The organism is Levilactobacillus mulengensis, from assembly GCF_003946045.1.
Taxonomy (GTDB): Bacteria; Bacillota; Bacilli; order Lactobacillales; family Lactobacillaceae; genus Levilactobacillus; species Levilactobacillus mulengensis.
Window position 1 is genome coordinate 1 of sequence record NZ_RHNW01000002.1, and the last position, 15,251, is coordinate 15,251.

Here is a 15,251-nt window from a genome sequence, read left to right on the forward strand (position 1 = left end):
GCATAAAATCTAATTTAAGTTGCTCCAGTTCAAGTATCCCAAGGGCTGAAGCCTATTTGAGTACTTTCAACCTTTAGATATTAAATGACTAAGCGCTGAATCAATTGTCAGGCTTGGTTTGTCGGGCGCTTTATTTATTTGTTTATTACTGGTATACTATTTTTAAATAAATGTTGACAGTTTTGGTAAACATCTGTACACTAAGACCCATTGGAGGCATCATCATGAATTTACAAGACCTTTCCCTCACCGAAATTGAACAGGGATGGCACCAAACCACTACGGCTTACGTCTGCAACTACTGTCAGGCCAACTTTGCCACCGGCCAAGTCTTCCCGGTCGCGGACAAATTCTACCAGGCAGCCCAAATGATTCAACAGCACGTTGCCCAGGAGCACCCGGATGCCGTCCACCTGTTGATCAACGACGCTAGTAAGTACAACACCCTAACCGCCAAGCAACGCGACCTTCTCGCTGCCTTTAGTACCGGGCAAAAGGACGCCGAGATTGCCACCGCGACTGGCGTGGCCGCCGCCACCATTCGCCACCAGAAGTTTACCTTCCGGGAGAAGGCCAAGCAGGCCAAGCTGTACCTCGCCATTTACGACCAGGTCTTTAACCAACCGGCTGTGGCCGACAGTCTGGTGCGCTTCCCGAACCAGGCGGGTACGGAGGACGACCGCTTTGCCATGACGACTACCGAGTACCAACAGCTCGTCGCCAAGTTCTTCCAGTCGACCGAGCCGTTGCAGCTGAAACGGTGGCCCAAGCACCAAAAGGCGATTCTGGCCGTGCTCAAACGCATTACCAGCACGATTTCCCCCGACCAACACTTCACCGAGGTAGGCTTCAACGACCTGCTTCGCCCAATTTATCCGGATTACCCGCTGATTCGCCGTTACCTGGTCGACTACGACTTCTTCGAACGCACCACCGACGGCAGCGACTACTGGCGGAATCCCAGTTACAAGGAGTAGCTCATGAACAAAAAAGACTTGATCCAACAGTACAAAGCCACGCCCACCTTCTACGGCGTGATTCAAATTAAAAATGACCAGACCGGCCAAACCTTTATTGACGTCGCCCCCAACCTCCACAACCGGTGGGGCTACTACCAAACGAACCTGAACGGCAACTTTTACCATGACACGCCGCTCCAAGAGGATTGGAACGCGCTAGGCGCCGACCAGTTCAGTTACAGCGTGCTCTGGAAAAAGGACGCCACCGACGTCGACCATCTTCGCCAAAAACTACGTGACCTCAAAGCCGAGTGGCTCGACAAGCTGCACCCGGCCTATAACCAGCATTAAAGGAGCTTCCATGAAAACATTAAACACCACAACTACCCCTATCGACCTAGCCACCTGGTCACGACGGGAATACTTTTACTATTTCACCAAAATGATGCCGACCGGCTTTACCGTGAGCGCCGACCTCGACGTGACGGCCACCAAGGATTGGCTCGCCGCTCGCGATTTAAAATTCAACCCGGCGTACCTCTACCTAGTCTCCCGGTTGATCACCGAGATGCCCGAGTTCCGGGTGAGTCGGACCGACGACGGCCAACTGGTGCACTACGAGGTGCTCCACCCGAGTTATTCCGTCATGCACACCGACCACACCATCTCGAGTCTCTGGACGGCCTACGACGCCAGCTTTACGCAGTTTTACCAAAACTATCTGGCGGACCAGGCCCAATACGGCGACCTGCACACGCCAATGGCCAAGGCACCCCAGAGTGCTAACACCTACATGATTGGTAGCATCCCCTGGACGCACTTCACCAGCTACACGCCGCTCCCCTTCACGCCGCTGAACACGTTCTTCCCGGTCATTCAGGCTGGCAAGTTCGTCGACGAAAGTGACCACTGGCAAATGCCCCTCTCCGTGACCATCCACCACGCGGTCGCGGACGGCTACCACGTGAGTCAGTTCTTCACAAAATTACAAAACGCGTTCGATCACCCAGAAACTTGGTTGGTCGACTAACGAAAAAGCGTCCCACGAGATTTCTCGTGAGGCGCCTTTTGTGTACTATTGTTCGGCTAAAGCCTGGTGATAGTTCCAATCGTACCGAAGCCAAAACGCAGCGGGCACACCGATGACTGACGTCAATGCGTTGGCAAATTCGGGTGTGATGCGGACTTTACCGGCCAACACCCGCTGGACATAAGCGACAGGGACAGAAGTCTTTTCAGCCAAGACCGCTGGTGTGATTTGTAGAAGGTCGATGGATTCTTGTAGGGTTTCCCCGGGAGCTATTGGCACGGGGACTTTGTAGTTTTCTCGGTTAGTCATTGTCTGACACCCTTTCCTTCAGAGCTAGTTTCCGCTGATAAATGTCATCATACCGGAGCCAAAACGCAGCCGATACCCGCGTAATCGGTGATAATCGCTGCGCAAAAGCCGGAGTAAGTCTAGTCGTCCCAGCCAGCACAGCCGTCACGTACGAAAACGAGGTGTCCGTTCGCTGAGCTAACTGTTCTGGAGAGATACCCAACAGATCAATGGCCCCTTGTAAGGAATCCCCTGGCGCGACCGGCTCGGTGGATTCATGTTGATATCGTTTAACCATCTAATCGCTCATTTCCTGTAGCTGGCCCCATCATACCGGAGCCACCGGTGAAAAGATAGCAAACGTCCCAACAACCAAATCACCCCAATACTAGTTGAACGGAAAAACAAAAACGCCATCCCATTGTTTAAGGATGACGTTTAGTGGTTATTCAGTTCAAATGTAGCACAATCAATCCATCTGATCAGTCCGCCACACAAACGGGTGTCGCTTAATCGGGCTGCATCCGTGTCAGCAACAGCTACCTCTACGAAGCTGAACAGCTCAATCCGATGGGCTAAACCAGTGTGAGCCGCAGGGCTGGTGAAAATGGGCTCAGCCGTGGGAGTTGCCTTAGCGGGTTCCCCGCTTAGGCAACTGCTATCTTTGAGACTCGCTTCTCAGAGGCTCAAAGTAAGTCCGAAGACCGCTTCTCAGGCTTCGGGCGTGCGCCCACAGCGCCACGGCCCAGTTTTCACCAGCCCGGAGGCGCTGCACCAACACAAGTTTAACCCCAGGATTAAGCGTTCAAGCTGCTGTAGCTGTAGGCTTGCTTCATCAGGGATTGTGTTTCCGTGAACTCGTTAATATCATGCAGCACAACGGTAATCACCCGGTGTTTGCCAGCCTGTTGACCGGTCCCCACGAAGCAGTACCCAGCCAGCGGCGTGTACCCGGTCTTCAACCCATCAACGTTCAATGAAGCCTTGTAATATTTCCGACCAGACAGCATGTTGTTATAGTTGTAGCAAAGTTGACCATCAACGTTCTTTGAGCCAACCGCACCATCGGTCAAGATTTGCGGGTAGTCCTGGATCAGGTGCCGCGCAATCAGCGCCACATCCTTAGCGGAAACCATGTTGGCATTGGCTGTCCCGTAGGCGTAACCAAAGGCCTTCAAGTCACTGTTTTCCAAGCCAGATGCCGACACGAAGCTAGCCTTGCCCAGGTTCCAGCTCTTAGCTTGCGCGTTCATCTGTTGAATAAATTTGGCATTGCTACCGGCAACCCATTCGCCCAGGGCAATCGCCGCGTTGTTGGAAGAATCCAGCAGAGCCGCGTCATATAGCTCTCTGACGGTGTAAGTGTGCCCCGTTTGGAACACGAATCCGCCACAGGAAGAACTCTTGCTCATGGCAATCAGGCCCTTACTGCTGGTATCGACGACCTGGTTCCAAGTGGACGCGTTGCCATCAACCTTTTGCAGCACCAGGTACAGCGTCATCAACTTAGAAACGGAAGCGATGGGCCGCGCCGTGTTGGCCTTCTTGGACCAGACGGCCTTCCCCGTCGTGTAGTCCATGGCAATGGCGTTCTTGGCGTATTTCAGGCTAAATGGCGCCTTCCCCTTAGTCAGGTAGCCGTGCCAGATCCAACCCTTCACGGAACCAGACTTGTTGGCCACATAATAGTAAATACCCTTAGAATTACCATGCTTCAAGGTCGCCTTCTGCGTGGCATACCAAGTCGTATTAGGGTAACTCTTCAGCGGAGCAATCTTGCGATTATGCGCCTGATTATAAATGGCCCCCGCCGTGCTCTGCTTGTGGTAGGCCGTCTGGGTCATGGTCCCCGTCGACACCGTAGAATAAACGGCCGCATCGGCAGTCACCTGCAAGCTCAGCCCGGCACCCAATGTCAGCACAAACACAAATGTCAGCACCAGCCACTTGGCTTTTCCTGATTTCATCATATGTAGTCCTCTCCTCATTAAAATCATTATATGATTCACCCTAACACGATAAACGCCGTTCCCACAAGGATTCCGGGATATCTGTAACTTACTTGTTGGGGACGTAACTTTACCGTAATCCACAAGTTGGTGGCTAAATAACTCGGCAGGTTAACGATTAAGGATTGATCAGCAGATACCATCCAAGCCATGAAAAAGGTCCTACCAGGAAGAATTCTCGGTAGGACCTTTTCAAAACCAATTTATCTATATTAAATGCAAACGAGAACCATGAATCTGACCAGCCACCACACAATCCCAGCAGCGGTCAGCCACCTCTCACGAAGCAAAACCACCAATCCTGCGGGCTAAACCAGTGTCAGCCGCAGGGCTGGTGAAAATGGGCTCAGCCGTGGGAGTTGCCTTAGCGGTTTACCGCTTAGGCAACTGCTATCTTTGAGACGTGGTTTCCGGCTCAAAGTAAGTCTGGAGACCGCCTTTCGGCTCCAGACGTGCGCCCACAGCGCCACGGCCCATTTTCACCAGCCCGGAGGCGCTGACAACGACACAAATTTAACCCAACCCAGGATTAGTTGTTCATGCTGCTGAGGCGGTAGGCGTGATCCATCAAGGACTTCGTCTCCGTGAACTCGTTCTCATCATGCAACACAACGGTAATCACGCGTTGCTTGCCACGCTTCTGACCAGTACCCACGAAGCAGTACCCAGCCAGCGGCGTGTACCCGGTCTTCAATCCATCGACCTTCAGTGAGGCACGGTAGTACTTCCGCCCCTTCAACAGGTTGTTGTAGTTGTGGCAGACCTGACCGTTGACCTTCATCGAGCCAATCTTGCCGTCCTTTAAGATACGGGGGTAGCTGGTGATCAGGTGACGGGCGATGATGGCCACGTCCTTGGCGGAAACCTTGTTGGCGTTGGCCTTACCGTAGCCGTAACCGTACCGACGCAGGTCGCTGTTTTCCAAGCCGGAAGCTGAAACGAAGTGGGCCTTGCCCAATTTCCAGGACTTAGCTTGGGCGTTCATCTTCTTGATAAACTTGCCGTTGCTGCCGCTGACCCATTTGCCCAGCGCGATGGCGGAGTTGTTGGACGAATCCAAGAAGGCCGCGTAGTACAGTTGCTTGACGGTGTAGCTGTGATTTAATTTGAAATGGAAGCCACCACAGTCGGCACTCCGGCTCATGGAAACCAAGCCCCGGCTGGTAATCTTGACCTTGTGATTCCAGTTGCTGGTCTTGCCATCGACCTTCTTCAGGGCCAGATATAACGTCATTAATTTAGAAACGGACGCAATGGGCCGCGCGGTGTTGGCGTTCTTGGACCAAACGACCTTCCCCGTCTTGGCGTTCATGGCAACCGCTGCTCTGGCCTTGGTCAGAACGAATGGTGCCTTTCCCTTCTTCAGGTAGCCGTGCCAAACCCAACCCTTCACGCTGTTCTTGCTGTTCTTGACGTAGAGATAAATGCCGGTCGACTTGCCATGTTTCAACGTCGCCCGCTTGGTGGCGTACCACGTCGTGTGGGGGTGCGCCGCTAGGTTGCTGACCTTATGGGTATGCGCCTTGTTATAAATGGCCCCTTTAGCATGTTTCTTGTGGTAGGCCGTCTTCTTAACGGTTTTCGTGCTGACCGTTTTGTAGGCTGAAGCCGCATTGGCAGGCACGACAGCGCTGACAGTACCGCCGACCGTTAAGGCCACGGCAAATGCCATCAGACCGCGTTTGATATGTAAATTCCTCATGAGTTAAACCCTTCCTATCGTATAATAATTAAGCTAACCAACTATTAGAATAGCACTCTTGCCCGACAACGGATAGCCCGATTAACCGCTTTAGACGTGAAAAGGACCCGTCGTAACGAAATTGTAAAAAACGTTTCCATCCTGAATAAATCAACGACTAGGCACGATTATTTTAGGCAATGGTTGCATTTACCCAACAAATTAGTTACGCTAGAGTCAATCACATACGACTGGGGTGCCTCACGGCTGAGATCAAACCCATTGAACCTGCTCTGGTTAATACCAGCGAAGGGATGCGTACTTTTATGCTGTCAATGAACCCCACTAAGCAATTTCTTAGTGGGGATTTTTTTCACAATGAACGCCCCTGTCAAACAATTCTAGGAGGTATCGGGTTATGAAAGCTTGGCACATTAGAGATATTATTTTAGTCACAATTTTAGCAATTTTTATGGGCGTTATTTTCTGGGTCATCAATCCCGTCTACACATTACTGGCAGCGGCCCTCGCGCCATTTGGGCTCCAACCCCTGGCTAACGAAATTTTGCTGGGCGTCTGGGTCATGGCGGGTCCCCTGGCCGGCTTTATCATCCGGATTCCAGGGGCGGCAACGCTGGGCGAATTTCTCGGCGCCGTCGTGGAAATGTTCCTGGGGGGCATCTGGGGCGCTAGCACGCTGATCTCCGGCGCTGTCCAAGGACTGGGTGCCGAAATTGGCTTCGCGTCCATGCGCTACAAGAAATACAATTGGGTCACGCTGGTTCTGACCGCGCTGACCACCACGATTGTCACCTTCGCCTGGGACCTGGTCCGCAGCGGGTATTCCGCCTACCACTTTGGCTTCCTAATTCTCCTGTTCGCGGTCCGCTTCTGCTCGGTCTTCCTCTTTGGTGGCGTCTTAACCAAGCTGATCACCAACCTGCTGGCTCGCGCCCACGTCTTACCAAACGTCAAATAACGGTTGATTTTCCCATGCGCCTTACCGGGAAAAGAAAATTGGCCGACATGGTTTTCAACCAAGTTATCAGTCGTTTAACATTTTTCTAACCTTATTATTTAACCAATCTCTGACCGCACCAAGGGTCAAAGATTACCCAACCGAACACAAGCTTAACAGCTTCGATACCAAATTAATCACAGCTAAACGACTCACGACCACCCATCCAATAAAGTGAGGGTGGTCCCGGATCCAGTAACCACCAACGTTGCTGGTTACCGCCGTATCAGCCGTGAGGTCGGTGAAAATGGACTCAGCCGTGGGATTTTTCGAGTGACCTTCTCGGAAAATGGTGACTTTGAAACGCGTTTCTCAGCGGTTCAAAGCAAGCCTAAAGACCGCTTCTCAGGCTTTAGGCGTCCTCCCCACCGCGTTCCAGTCCATTTTCACCGACCGGTAAGGCGAGTAAAGAGCGTACCCTAGCAACATCATTGTAGAATTGGAGGAATCATTGTGGCCACCGTAACGGTTCATTCACTGACATTTACCTATCCCAAACGTTCCCGGCCCGTCCTCGATGGTCTGAACGTCACCTTTCCCAGTGGCAAGTTTTCCCTATTGACCGGGGTCTCCGGTGGCGGCAAGTCGACGCTGCTCAAACTGATTGCGGGGCTCACCCCACTGCCAACCGCCGGCAGCATCACCTTTAACGACCAGCCGCTGGCCGACATTGCCCCGACCAAGCGGGCAGCCACCGTCGCCATGCTCTTCCAGGAACCCAGCACGCAATTCACCATGGATACGGTGAACAACGAGTTGCGGTTCGCCCTGGAAAACCAGTGCGTTGACACGGCCGTCATCCCCGCCAAAATCACCGCCGCTCTCGACTTCATCGGCATTGCCGATCTGCAAGACCGACTACTGATGCAGCTGTCCGGTGGCGAACAACAGAAGGTGGCCCTCGCCATCATCGTGGCCATGGACAGCGACGTCATTTTGCTGGACGAACCCTTTGCCAGCATCGACCCGCCGACGCGACTGGCCCTGCTCGAAAAGCTGGTCGCCCTGTGTACCAAGCGTGGCAAGACCATCATTTTAGCCGACCACGACCTCAGCAATTACGACCGTTGGGTGGACCATCTGGCCGTGCTGGATATGGGGAAGCTGACCCTGTTGTCGCCGGCAGATACGCAGGCGCGCTTTGCGGCGTTTACCCCCGACAAGCTCCAGCTGACTCACGTTGGCTTACCGAGTGATCAGCCCGTCAGTCTGCAGGGCACGCAACTGCGCCTCGGTCACGGTGAGCGCGAATTATTGGCATCACAAGACCTTGCCTTATTTGCCCATCAAGCGACCCTGATCACCGGCCCCAATGGGAGTGGGAAATCCACCCTGTTCCGGGCACTGGTCCGCCTCGGCAAGTACCAGGGGCGCCTGACCTACGACGGGACCGACATCCAAAAGCTCCCTCGCAAGCAGTACGCCCGGTCCGTGGGCCTCATGTTCCAGGCGGCCAGCTCACAATTTCTCAATGTAACCGTGGCCGAGGAACTCGCCCTTTCCCGCAAGTTTGGCAACCGCGACTATTTCACGGCCGAACGGGTTCAAGACCTCTTAACGCAACTCAACCTGGCCGAGCACACCGAGCAGATCATCTACTCGCTCAGTAGCGGCCAGCAAAAGAAACTGCAATTACTCTGCATGCTGATCATGGCGCCGGCGGTTCTCCTCCTCGATGAACCGCTAAAGGGCCTAGACTTCGCGTCGATTCAAGTGGTCATGCACATTCTCACGACCGTTCAGCGCGACCTGCACCTGACTTTAATCATGATCAGCCACCAACTCAGCGGCCTGGACGACCTCATCACGCTGCACCTCGCCCTGGCCGACCACCATCTCACCTATAAGGGGGCCCCAGCATGAATCCGAGTTTAAAATTAGCGCTCGTCATCCTGATTGCCCTCGAGGTGTCCTTCACCCAGGTGTGGACGGTCAACGTCGCCTTGATCATCATTAGTTTAATTCTGATGTTTGTGGGCCACGTGAAATGGAAACGCCTCCTGTGGCTAACGGCCGTGCCACTCTTCTTCGCCAGCGCCTTAGTCTGGTCATTAGCGCTCCAGGGAACGACCACCCACCACTTTCTCATCGTCATCTTCACGCGGATGTTCGTCTACGTCTACATGGGCGGGCTCTTTACCCAGACGACGGACCCGTTGACGCTGACCCGGTCGCTGGAACAAAACGCGAAGCTGCCGTCAAAATTTGCATATGGCTTTCTGGCCGCCTTCAACCTGATGCCAAAGATTCAGGCGGAGGTCGCCACCATTAAGGCCGCGGCGTTGATGCGGGGACAAGTCCTCCACGTTTGGTCGCCTCAGTTGTATTTCAAAGTGATTCTGGCCGCTATGAACTGGTCGGACCAGCTCGCCGCCGCCATGACCTCCCACGGATTCGTGGAAGGCGCACCCCGGACACACGCCGTCACGATAGCGTTGCGGGCCCGTGACTGGTGGGTCTTCGGCATCAGTCTGATGCTGGTTCAAGTCGGTCTCTTCATCGGTTTACCCTAATTTAGCAAAGGAGTTCCTGTCATGTTTACTGATTTAGCACACGCGGCCACCCAGGCTAGCTGGGACGCCTCCAAACGCCATCCCTTCATCCAACAACTGCAGGCCGGCACCTTACCCGGCGACACGTTCCGTTACTACCTCATTCAAGACCATTACTACCTCCACGAATTTGGGAAACTCCATGATTTAGCCGCCGAACAAAGCCAGGACCCCCGCGTTATTAAACAGCTACGCGCCGGGGCAGAAAGCCTCCGTCAGGGTGAAATTGCGGTGCGGCAAACCTTCTTTGACCGGTTAAATATCACGCCGGAGGAAGTCACCAATACCGCCGTCGCCCCCACGGGTTACGCCTATACCAGTCACCTCTACCGCTCATTGATGACGGCGGGTCCAGCCGGTGCGGTGGTGGGCTTGCTCCCCTGTTACTGGCTGTACGCGGAGATCGGTCAGGCGTTGGCTGGTACCGGGTCGCCGGTTCCCATTTACCAAGCCTGGATCGACACCTACAACGCGGACGACTATACCGGTTCCATGAAGGATCAACTCGCCCTCGCCAACTATGTTGCCACCCCAGAAAATACGCACCAGCTCTTAGACATTTTTGAAAAGAGTAGCTGGTACGAACTAAACTTCTGGCAAATGGCGCTAGACCACGAGGACTGGTCGTTGACGCCTAGTAAGAAATCATCGTCACTATCAACGAATTAACAATTGAAGGACCGGCCACCGGGTCGGTCCTTTTTGCATGGTTGTGAAATTGGTGCAGCTTGTGTATCCCAGATGAGTGTCAAAATTTCACTGTAAGTTAAGTGACCGACGAAACGCTTTAGACGTTAATGAGTCAGCGAATCATCGGTAAATACAGGTTTATGGGCTAAACCTGTATCAGCCGCAGAGCTGGTGAAGAAGATAGGCCGCACTGGTCGATGTCAGTGACCAGAGGCGGGCCAAAGTGACCAGCTGTGTCGATGGTCTTAGTAGAGCGCTTCTTCTCTACTTAGAGCATGGGGCAATCTTTGAGACCGTCCTTTGGCTCAAAGTTGAGGTGGAAGCCCGCTTCTCAGGCTGGAACCGACCCCACAGCAGGGCGCTTTGAGCCCGCCGCCGGGAACGAAATACCACGCCACAGCGTCCCGGCCTATTTTCACCAGCCCGGAGGCGCGTAAACCAACCGTTTAACCCATAAGCAACTGTATTTTCAACCCAGTGAACCTGCGTTATAATGGATACACGCATTAGAGAAAGCAGGTGTCGTCATGAAACGACTGACATTCTTGGAGTTTTTTGGCTACCTGGCACTGATTTTGGGCGTCGCGATTGAAATTTACGCGTTGCTCAAGGATCCAGGTAGTAAGCTAAGCGGTGACAACATGTTCGGTGGCGCTGTCATTTTGGGGTTAGCAGTAGCGTTTATCCATAGTAAACACCTGCCTTTCAACCTGGTACTAATCGGGTTAAGCACGTTGGGGTTTGCTTACTTTACCTTTATTCATACGCAAAATTGGTTCTGGACCATCATTTTAGGCATTGCCGTAGCGGCATTCTTGGTTTACTTCTTTGGGATTCGCAAGGACGTGCGCCGGAATCAAAGCGACTGGTTCCACTTCGACTGATTGCGCTCTGTTGTTCGTTCCCGACGGTGGGCTCAAAGTGGTCTGCTGTGGTCACTAACATTGGCTAACTTAAAAACGCAGTCGCTATCATCTGAGTTAGGTCTCAGGTTATAGCGACTGCGTTTTTGATTTTGATTAATTTCTTTGTTATGGGATTTGCCTTACACGGAACAATCCCGATACTGGCGGCCTCCGAAACGTGCTCCGCGAGCCAGGTCCCTGCGCTTAACGTCGTTGGTTCAGGTCTGGGACCTGACATTGATTTTATACTTTCTTAAATCGTTGGACTAGTTCTCCACGGAACAATCCCGGTCCTGGCGGCCTCTGAAACGTGCTACGCAGGGCAACTGGTTCCGCTTAACACCGTAACGGAAACGACCCAGACCCCGGGTCATTTCCGTTACGCCGCTAATGCTCGCCAGTTAGTCGCCCTGCTCCGCACTCTTTTCTATAGAAAAACAGGCCCGCCCGAAGGCCGACCTGTTTTCCCGCTTGATAAACTACAAGTGACTGTAGTCTTGTAATCACAATGATTACCAAAGTTTTAAGTTGTAACAGCCGGATGATCCGGCCCCGGGGCGGGATTAACCGCGTTATTTGACAGCCACGCGAAATGCACGCGTCTGCGGGGTGCTGATGACCCCCACTGGACTCGAACTCTGATGAGTCGTGGTTCGTTTGCCCATGGTGTACCAGGACATGCCGCTGACCACAGCCAATAAAACGACCGCCGTTAGCAGGCTTCCGATTACGTGTTTCAAATTCATCCTGCCACCCCACTAGTTATGTGTCTTAATTAATTCTAATAACTAGCTTAATGGGTTTATGTTGCAAAACCATGACAGGCTAGCGAAAAGTAAGTAACAATTCCGCCACATCGGGTTACAGGCCCGACTCTGCCAATTGTCATATTGGGTATTAGTTTACGCAATTTTTCCTCTCGGGGCAAGCATTATTGAAAAAAACTTTCAGATATTGGGACTTATTCCGCCGATTTTTGAAAACTTTAGTATAATGAACTTAAGCAGTCATTAGGATTATCATTTGGAGGGATATCTATGAGTCAAGAATTAAACGATTTGGCCGAAGCAATCATCGCCTACCAAAAGAAATACGATAAGACAGACGGAGAGATGGCCTTTGGCTCCCGCATTTCAGTTGAGAAGTTTCACGGCATCAAGACTGGCGAACTGCAACCAACTACTGAAGAACAGAGCTCGTTGAAGGGCTTAATTGCTTCGAAGCCGCACTAATAACCAGCACATTCTATTTAAGATCAAAAACAGCCGTTTCAGAAAAGTTTCGCCAGTCACCTGGCCACCTTTCTGAAACGGCTATTTGTTTATTTCTGAGATTTAATCGGCCAAGCGATTCCAAGCCGTCCGGTACGCGGTGGCCGTGGCATCATCAAACGCCACCAGCCGCACGTGAGTCAGGCCGGAACTGTGGGCCAATTCATCGCCAATCGTTTGGGTCGCGACGGCCGCCGCCTCTTCCAGCGGAAAGCCGTACACACCCGTACTGATCGATGGAAAATCAACCGTGTGACAGTCGTGGGCGACCGCAACGCGTAAACTGTTGCGATAACAGCTCGCCAGCAATTCCGCCTCACCCTGTTGACCACCCTGCCAAACGGGACCGGGCGTGTGAATCACCCAGGTCGCTGGCAATTTAAAACCGGGTGTAATCTTGGCCTCACCCGTTTCACAACCGTTCAACGGCACGCAGGCCGCAAACAACTCGGGACCCGCGGCCCGGTGAATCGCGCCGTCGACCCCGCCGCCACCCAACAACGTGGTATTGGCGGCGTTCACAATCGCATCAACTTTACTCTGGGTGATGTCGCCCCGAATTACCGTAAAATCAGCCATCCACTCACTCCTTTGACCACGGCCAGTGCCAGTGATGCTTCGGCTTGGCCGCCTGGTCATCCCGGTCCTTCAACCGCTTCATCCCCTCGCGGTACGGGTTGGCGTACAACGAGGACAAGTTCAATTTCTGACTAGCCGGCTTGGCTGGCGCTTCTGACTGCCGGTAGGGCCGGAGATCCGTTTGACACTGCGGGCAAACGTCATCGTCTGCCGTCACAGCCGCACCGCAATGCGGACAAAATTTCAACGCTGTTGCCAAGAGTGTGCCTCCTATTCGTGGTGCCGTTGTTGCTGGTGAGCCTGGTTCCGCGCCAGATTTTTCTCGCGCGTTTCGGCAGCGGTCTTGGCCGCTTCGACCTGCCGCTTTTCCCGGTCGATGGCCCGTTGCTTAGCTGCGGCCTGCTTCTGTTCTTCGGCGAGTTTGCGTTTTTGTTGGCTCCGATAGCTAAAGTAGCTCCAAACCCCGACGGCTAGTAACGCCACGACGATTTGAATCGGAACCAGCACCCAATTGACGTTCTTCGCAAAGAAAGCGTCATAGATGATCAACAACACCGCCATCGCGCCAACCACAGAGAGGGTATCGCGAATCCAGCGCGGTAAATTTTGCCATTTCATGTAAAAAAACTCCTTATGTACGGCAGCGCCATTCCGCGCCACCAAATTTCATTGTTTAGTTTTAGGTTTAAACCAATGTTGCCCGCGCCTCCGGGATGGTGAAAATAGGCGCGGCACAGCCGTTCCCGCCGGCGGGCTCAAACGGCCCTGCTGTGGGGCCCGGCTCCAGCCTGAAAAGCGGTCTTCCGCCTCGACTTGAAACCTCACCAAAACCGTGAGTTTCCAAGGTCGACCCATGCTCTAAACTGAGAAAACCACTCAGTTAAGACCATCGACACAGCTGGTCGGTTTGGCCCGCCTCTGGTCACTAACAGCGACCACGCATTTTCACCATCCCTGCTGCTAACATTGGTTTAATCCGTAACTAAACGCTTTGTCACCGACATGAGTTATTCTCATGCCTTAGCTATTTTTATGACTTGGAAACATCTAAAACCTTACACCAAACCCGTTTTACAAGTCACCTTCGACTCGCAACTGGTGCTCCGTGAGGTAGGCGTCGAGGTAGCCGAATGACAGCTCCTCCACGTCGGCGATGCGGTAGGCCTTGCCGACCTGGTCGATTTCATCTTCCGCGACCTCGTGGAAAATGAAGCGTTCGCCGCCGACCTGACTTGGGTAACCGGTCTGACTGTCGTCGCCCTTGAGTTTCACGTGAATAATCGTCCGGAACGTTGCGGCTTGACTCAGCCGTTCGCGGAACTGGTCCACCGTGGCATCAAAGAGCCGCTCGTCGTTTAGTACCGGTTGTAAGGGTTGTTGGCGTGCCCGGTTCAGTAACGAGAAGAGCCGCATCGTTTGCAGGTAATCGGATTCGACCACGATGGCGTTCAAATCACTCAGCCGCATCAGGGTGTAGCCCCCGAATTGCCCCGACATGTCGAGCAGGTTCATGATGACTGAATCGTCCGTCAACACGTTGATCTGCCCCACGAAGAAGAGGTCCTTGTTGTGCTTGGGAATCAGCGCTACCAAGGGATCTTTCCCCGCCAGCTGTTGCAAGGTATCCCGGAATTGCGTCGGGTCCTCGACCGCCACCTGCTCCACGTGTGAGAGCTTTTGCAAATGAGGTGCCGCGATGCCCTGTAGCGTTAACTCCTTGCCTTGAAACTCAATGACTTCAATGTCTGCGGGATTCAGGATCATGGCCGGTTGGTCAGAATAATCAAATTTATTGATCAACTGCACGCCGACCTCTTCACTCGCCACGCTGGTCACTAAGCCTTCATAAAAATGTTCATCATTTTTTAAAACCAACATGATCACCAGGTGATCGACCCACGCGTGGCTCAAAACCTGCCGCCGCAAATCGCGTTGGTTGTCGAATTTCATGGTCAGCCCGCCGGCTTGAATGAAGCGCTCTTCTTGCGCCGTCTTCATCCGAAAGGACATGTTATCCAGATCATCACTAGAAAATTCGACCTCATCGATCACGTTCAGCGCCAGAAAGACTGCCCCGTCCGGCAACCCAAAATCATCGTAGGTTGCGAGGATGATGCCCGTCTCACCGACCGTCGTCACGTAACCGGTATAGACGACCTCCTGGTTCGTTTGGTAAACGTTGACCAGTAAGCGTTGGGCCAGTGCCCGGTTTAAATCATTCACAATTGAATTCACATGACGACCCCCTTTTTATTATACGTTGTGCATG

General features: G+C 53.0%; 18 protein-coding genes, 1 pseudogene and 1 riboswitch. Of the genes and pseudogenes, 10 read left to right on the forward strand and 9 right to left on the reverse strand.

Going from position 1 to position 15,251, the window contains the following annotated elements; genetic code table 11:
• The first annotated feature begins 224 nt into the window (after window positions 1-224).
• From EKM84_RS02315 to EKM84_RS02325, 3 genes are read left to right on the forward strand one after another with little or no spacing between them, the layout of a single operon-like run.
• Window positions 225-977, forward strand: a complete 753-nt coding sequence (locus EKM84_RS02315; protein WP_125763269.1) for a DUF2087 domain-containing protein — start codon at window positions 225-227, stop codon at window positions 975-977.
• 3 nt (window positions 978-980) lie between these two features.
• Window positions 981-1,310, forward strand: coding sequence for a GIY-YIG nuclease family protein (locus tag EKM84_RS02320; RefSeq protein WP_125763271.1), 330 nt, complete (start codon window positions 981-983; stop codon window positions 1,308-1,310).
• 10 nt (window positions 1,311-1,320) lie between these two features.
• A complete protein-coding gene (locus EKM84_RS02325; protein WP_125763273.1) occupies window positions 1,321-1,989 on the forward strand; it encodes a chloramphenicol acetyltransferase in 669 nt (222 codons plus the stop codon).
• 45 nt (window positions 1,990-2,034) lie between these two features.
• Here the strand turns inward: EKM84_RS02325 and EKM84_RS02330 are convergent, their stop codons facing one another.
• The 4 genes from EKM84_RS02330 to EKM84_RS02345 all read right to left on the reverse strand — a co-directional run bounded on the left by EKM84_RS02330 (window position 2,035) and on the right by EKM84_RS02345 (window position 5,988).
• The gene (locus tag EKM84_RS02330; RefSeq protein ID WP_125763274.1) at window positions 2,035-2,298 is read right to left on the reverse strand and encodes a helix-turn-helix transcriptional regulator; all 264 of its coding nucleotides are present in this window, start codon (window positions 2,296-2,298) and stop codon (window positions 2,035-2,037) included.
• Window positions 2,291-2,575, reverse strand: coding sequence for a helix-turn-helix transcriptional regulator (locus tag EKM84_RS02335; protein WP_125763276.1), 285 nt, complete (start codon window positions 2,573-2,575; stop codon window positions 2,291-2,293). Before EKM84_RS02335 ends, EKM84_RS02330 begins: the two co-directional genes overlap by 8 nt.
• Before the next feature lie 499 nt (window positions 2,576-3,074).
• Entirely contained in the window at window positions 3,075-4,244 is a 1,170-nt protein-coding gene (locus EKM84_RS02340) for a serine hydrolase (RefSeq protein ID WP_125763855.1), read from the reverse strand.
• Between the two features lie 571 nt (window positions 4,245-4,815).
• Window positions 4,816-5,988: a D-alanyl-D-alanine carboxypeptidase family protein gene (locus EKM84_RS02345; protein WP_125763278.1), complete on the reverse strand. Its 1,173-nt coding sequence runs from the start codon at window positions 5,986-5,988 to the stop codon at window positions 4,816-4,818.
• Window positions 5,989-6,209: 221 nt separating this feature from the next.
• Window positions 6,210-6,299: riboswitch (TPP riboswitch) on the forward strand.
• An 86-nt stretch (window positions 6,300-6,385) separates the two neighbouring features.
• On the opposite strand from EKM84_RS02345, the gene EKM84_RS02350 reads away from it, so the two are divergent.
• The 6 genes and pseudogenes from EKM84_RS02350 to EKM84_RS02370 all read left to right on the forward strand — a co-directional run bounded on the left by EKM84_RS02350 (window position 6,386) and on the right by EKM84_RS02370 (window position 11,111).
• Complete coding sequence (locus EKM84_RS02350) at window positions 6,386-6,946, forward strand: ECF transporter S component (protein WP_125763280.1); 561 nt, start codon at window positions 6,386-6,388, stop codon at window positions 6,944-6,946.
• 597 nt (window positions 6,947-7,543) lie between these two features.
• Window positions 7,544-7,882 (forward strand): annotated as a pseudogene (locus EKM84_RS14545) (ATP-binding cassette domain-containing protein); the annotation flags it as partial.
• 21 nt (window positions 7,883-7,903) lie between these two features.
• Window positions 7,904-8,848: an ATP-binding cassette domain-containing protein gene (locus tag EKM84_RS02355; RefSeq protein WP_449820603.1), complete on the forward strand. Its 945-nt coding sequence runs from the start codon at window positions 7,904-7,906 to the stop codon at window positions 8,846-8,848.
• Window positions 8,845-9,498, forward strand: coding sequence for an energy-coupling factor transporter transmembrane component T family protein (locus EKM84_RS02360; RefSeq protein WP_125763284.1), 654 nt, complete (start codon window positions 8,845-8,847; stop codon window positions 9,496-9,498). Before EKM84_RS02355 ends, EKM84_RS02360 begins: the two co-directional genes overlap by 4 nt.
• Window positions 9,499-9,519: 21 nt before the next feature.
• Window positions 9,520-10,206, forward strand: coding sequence for a thiaminase II (gene tenA / locus EKM84_RS02365; RefSeq protein WP_125763286.1), 687 nt, complete (start codon window positions 9,520-9,522; stop codon window positions 10,204-10,206).
• 548 nt (window positions 10,207-10,754) lie between these two features.
• Window positions 10,755-11,111 carry a hypothetical protein gene (locus tag EKM84_RS02370; protein ID WP_125763287.1) on the forward strand — a complete coding sequence of 119 codons (357 nt, stop codon included), beginning with the start codon at window positions 10,755-10,757 and terminating at the stop codon, window positions 11,109-11,111.
• Window positions 11,112-11,704: 593 nt separating this feature from the next.
• Here the strand turns inward: EKM84_RS02370 and EKM84_RS14110 are convergent.
• Window positions 11,705-11,872: a hypothetical protein gene (locus EKM84_RS14110; RefSeq protein WP_164511278.1), complete on the reverse strand. Its 168-nt coding sequence runs from the start codon at window positions 11,870-11,872 to the stop codon at window positions 11,705-11,707.
• A gap of 297 nt (window positions 11,873-12,169) precedes the next feature.
• Between EKM84_RS14110 and EKM84_RS02375 the strand changes: the two genes are divergently transcribed.
• On the forward strand, window positions 12,170-12,364 hold the full coding sequence (locus EKM84_RS02375) for an LBP_cg2779 family protein (protein ID WP_125763289.1): 195 nt from the start codon (window positions 12,170-12,172) through the stop codon (window positions 12,362-12,364).
• Window positions 12,365-12,466: 102 nt separating this feature from the next.
• On the opposite strand, the gene EKM84_RS02380 is transcribed toward EKM84_RS02375, so the two are convergent.
• The 4 genes from EKM84_RS02380 to EKM84_RS02395 form a co-directional block, all read right to left on the reverse strand.
• A complete protein-coding gene (locus tag EKM84_RS02380; RefSeq protein WP_125763291.1) occupies window positions 12,467-12,982 on the reverse strand; it encodes an O-acetyl-ADP-ribose deacetylase in 516 nt (171 codons plus the stop codon).
• A 4-nt stretch (window positions 12,983-12,986) separates the two neighbouring features.
• The gene (locus EKM84_RS02385; RefSeq protein WP_125763293.1) at window positions 12,987-13,241 is read right to left on the reverse strand and encodes a zinc ribbon domain-containing protein; all 255 of its coding nucleotides are present in this window, start codon (window positions 13,239-13,241) and stop codon (window positions 12,987-12,989) included.
• A gap of 11 nt (window positions 13,242-13,252) precedes the next feature.
• Window positions 13,253-13,600: a hypothetical protein gene (locus tag EKM84_RS02390; protein WP_125763295.1), complete on the reverse strand. Its 348-nt coding sequence runs from the start codon at window positions 13,598-13,600 to the stop codon at window positions 13,253-13,255.
• A gap of 453 nt (window positions 13,601-14,053) precedes the next feature.
• Complete coding sequence (locus tag EKM84_RS02395; RefSeq protein ID WP_125763297.1) at window positions 14,054-15,217, reverse strand: hypothetical protein; 1,164 nt, start codon at window positions 15,215-15,217, stop codon at window positions 14,054-14,056.
• Between the last annotated feature and the right edge of the window lie 34 nt (window positions 15,218-15,251).

Excerpts from the sequence above, each read along its gene's own strand:
- EKM84_RS02355 (WP_449820603.1), top strand. The coding sequence starts at position 7,904 with ATGGACAGCGACGTCATTTTGCTGGACGAACCCTTTGCCAGCATCGAC.
- EKM84_RS02330 (WP_125763274.1), bottom strand. The coding sequence starts at position 2,298 with ATGACTAACCGAGAAAACTACAAAGTCCCCGTGCCAATAGCTCCCGGG.
- EKM84_RS02315 (WP_125763269.1), top strand. The coding sequence starts at position 225 with ATGAATTTACAAGACCTTTCCCTCACCGAAATTGAACAGGGATGGCAC.
- EKM84_RS02380 (WP_125763291.1), bottom strand. The coding sequence starts at position 12,982 with ATGGCTGATTTTACGGTAATTCGGGGCGACATCACCCAGAGTAAAGTT.
- tenA (WP_125763286.1), top strand. The coding sequence starts at position 9,520 with ATGTTTACTGATTTAGCACACGCGGCCACCCAGGCTAGCTGGGACGCC.
- EKM84_RS02350 (WP_125763280.1), top strand. The coding sequence starts at position 6,386 with ATGAAAGCTTGGCACATTAGAGATATTATTTTAGTCACAATTTTAGCA.
- EKM84_RS02345 (WP_125763278.1), bottom strand. The coding sequence starts at position 5,988 with ATGAGGAATTTACATATCAAACGCGGTCTGATGGCATTTGCCGTGGCC.
- EKM84_RS02370 (WP_125763287.1), top strand. The coding sequence starts at position 10,755 with ATGAAACGACTGACATTCTTGGAGTTTTTTGGCTACCTGGCACTGATT.
- EKM84_RS02375 (WP_125763289.1), top strand. The coding sequence starts at position 12,170 with ATGAGTCAAGAATTAAACGATTTGGCCGAAGCAATCATCGCCTACCAA.
- EKM84_RS02320 (WP_125763271.1), top strand. The coding sequence starts at position 981 with ATGAACAAAAAAGACTTGATCCAACAGTACAAAGCCACGCCCACCTTC.
- EKM84_RS02340 (WP_125763855.1), bottom strand. The coding sequence starts at position 4,244 with ATGAAATCAGGAAAAGCCAAGTGGCTGGTGCTGACATTTGTGTTTGTG.
- EKM84_RS02325 (WP_125763273.1), top strand. The coding sequence starts at position 1,321 with ATGAAAACATTAAACACCACAACTACCCCTATCGACCTAGCCACCTGG.
- EKM84_RS02335 (WP_125763276.1), bottom strand. The coding sequence starts at position 2,575 with ATGGTTAAACGATATCAACATGAATCCACCGAGCCGGTCGCGCCAGGG.
- EKM84_RS02360 (WP_125763284.1), top strand. The coding sequence starts at position 8,845 with ATGAATCCGAGTTTAAAATTAGCGCTCGTCATCCTGATTGCCCTCGAG.
- EKM84_RS02390 (WP_125763295.1), bottom strand. The coding sequence starts at position 13,600 with ATGAAATGGCAAAATTTACCGCGCTGGATTCGCGATACCCTCTCTGTG.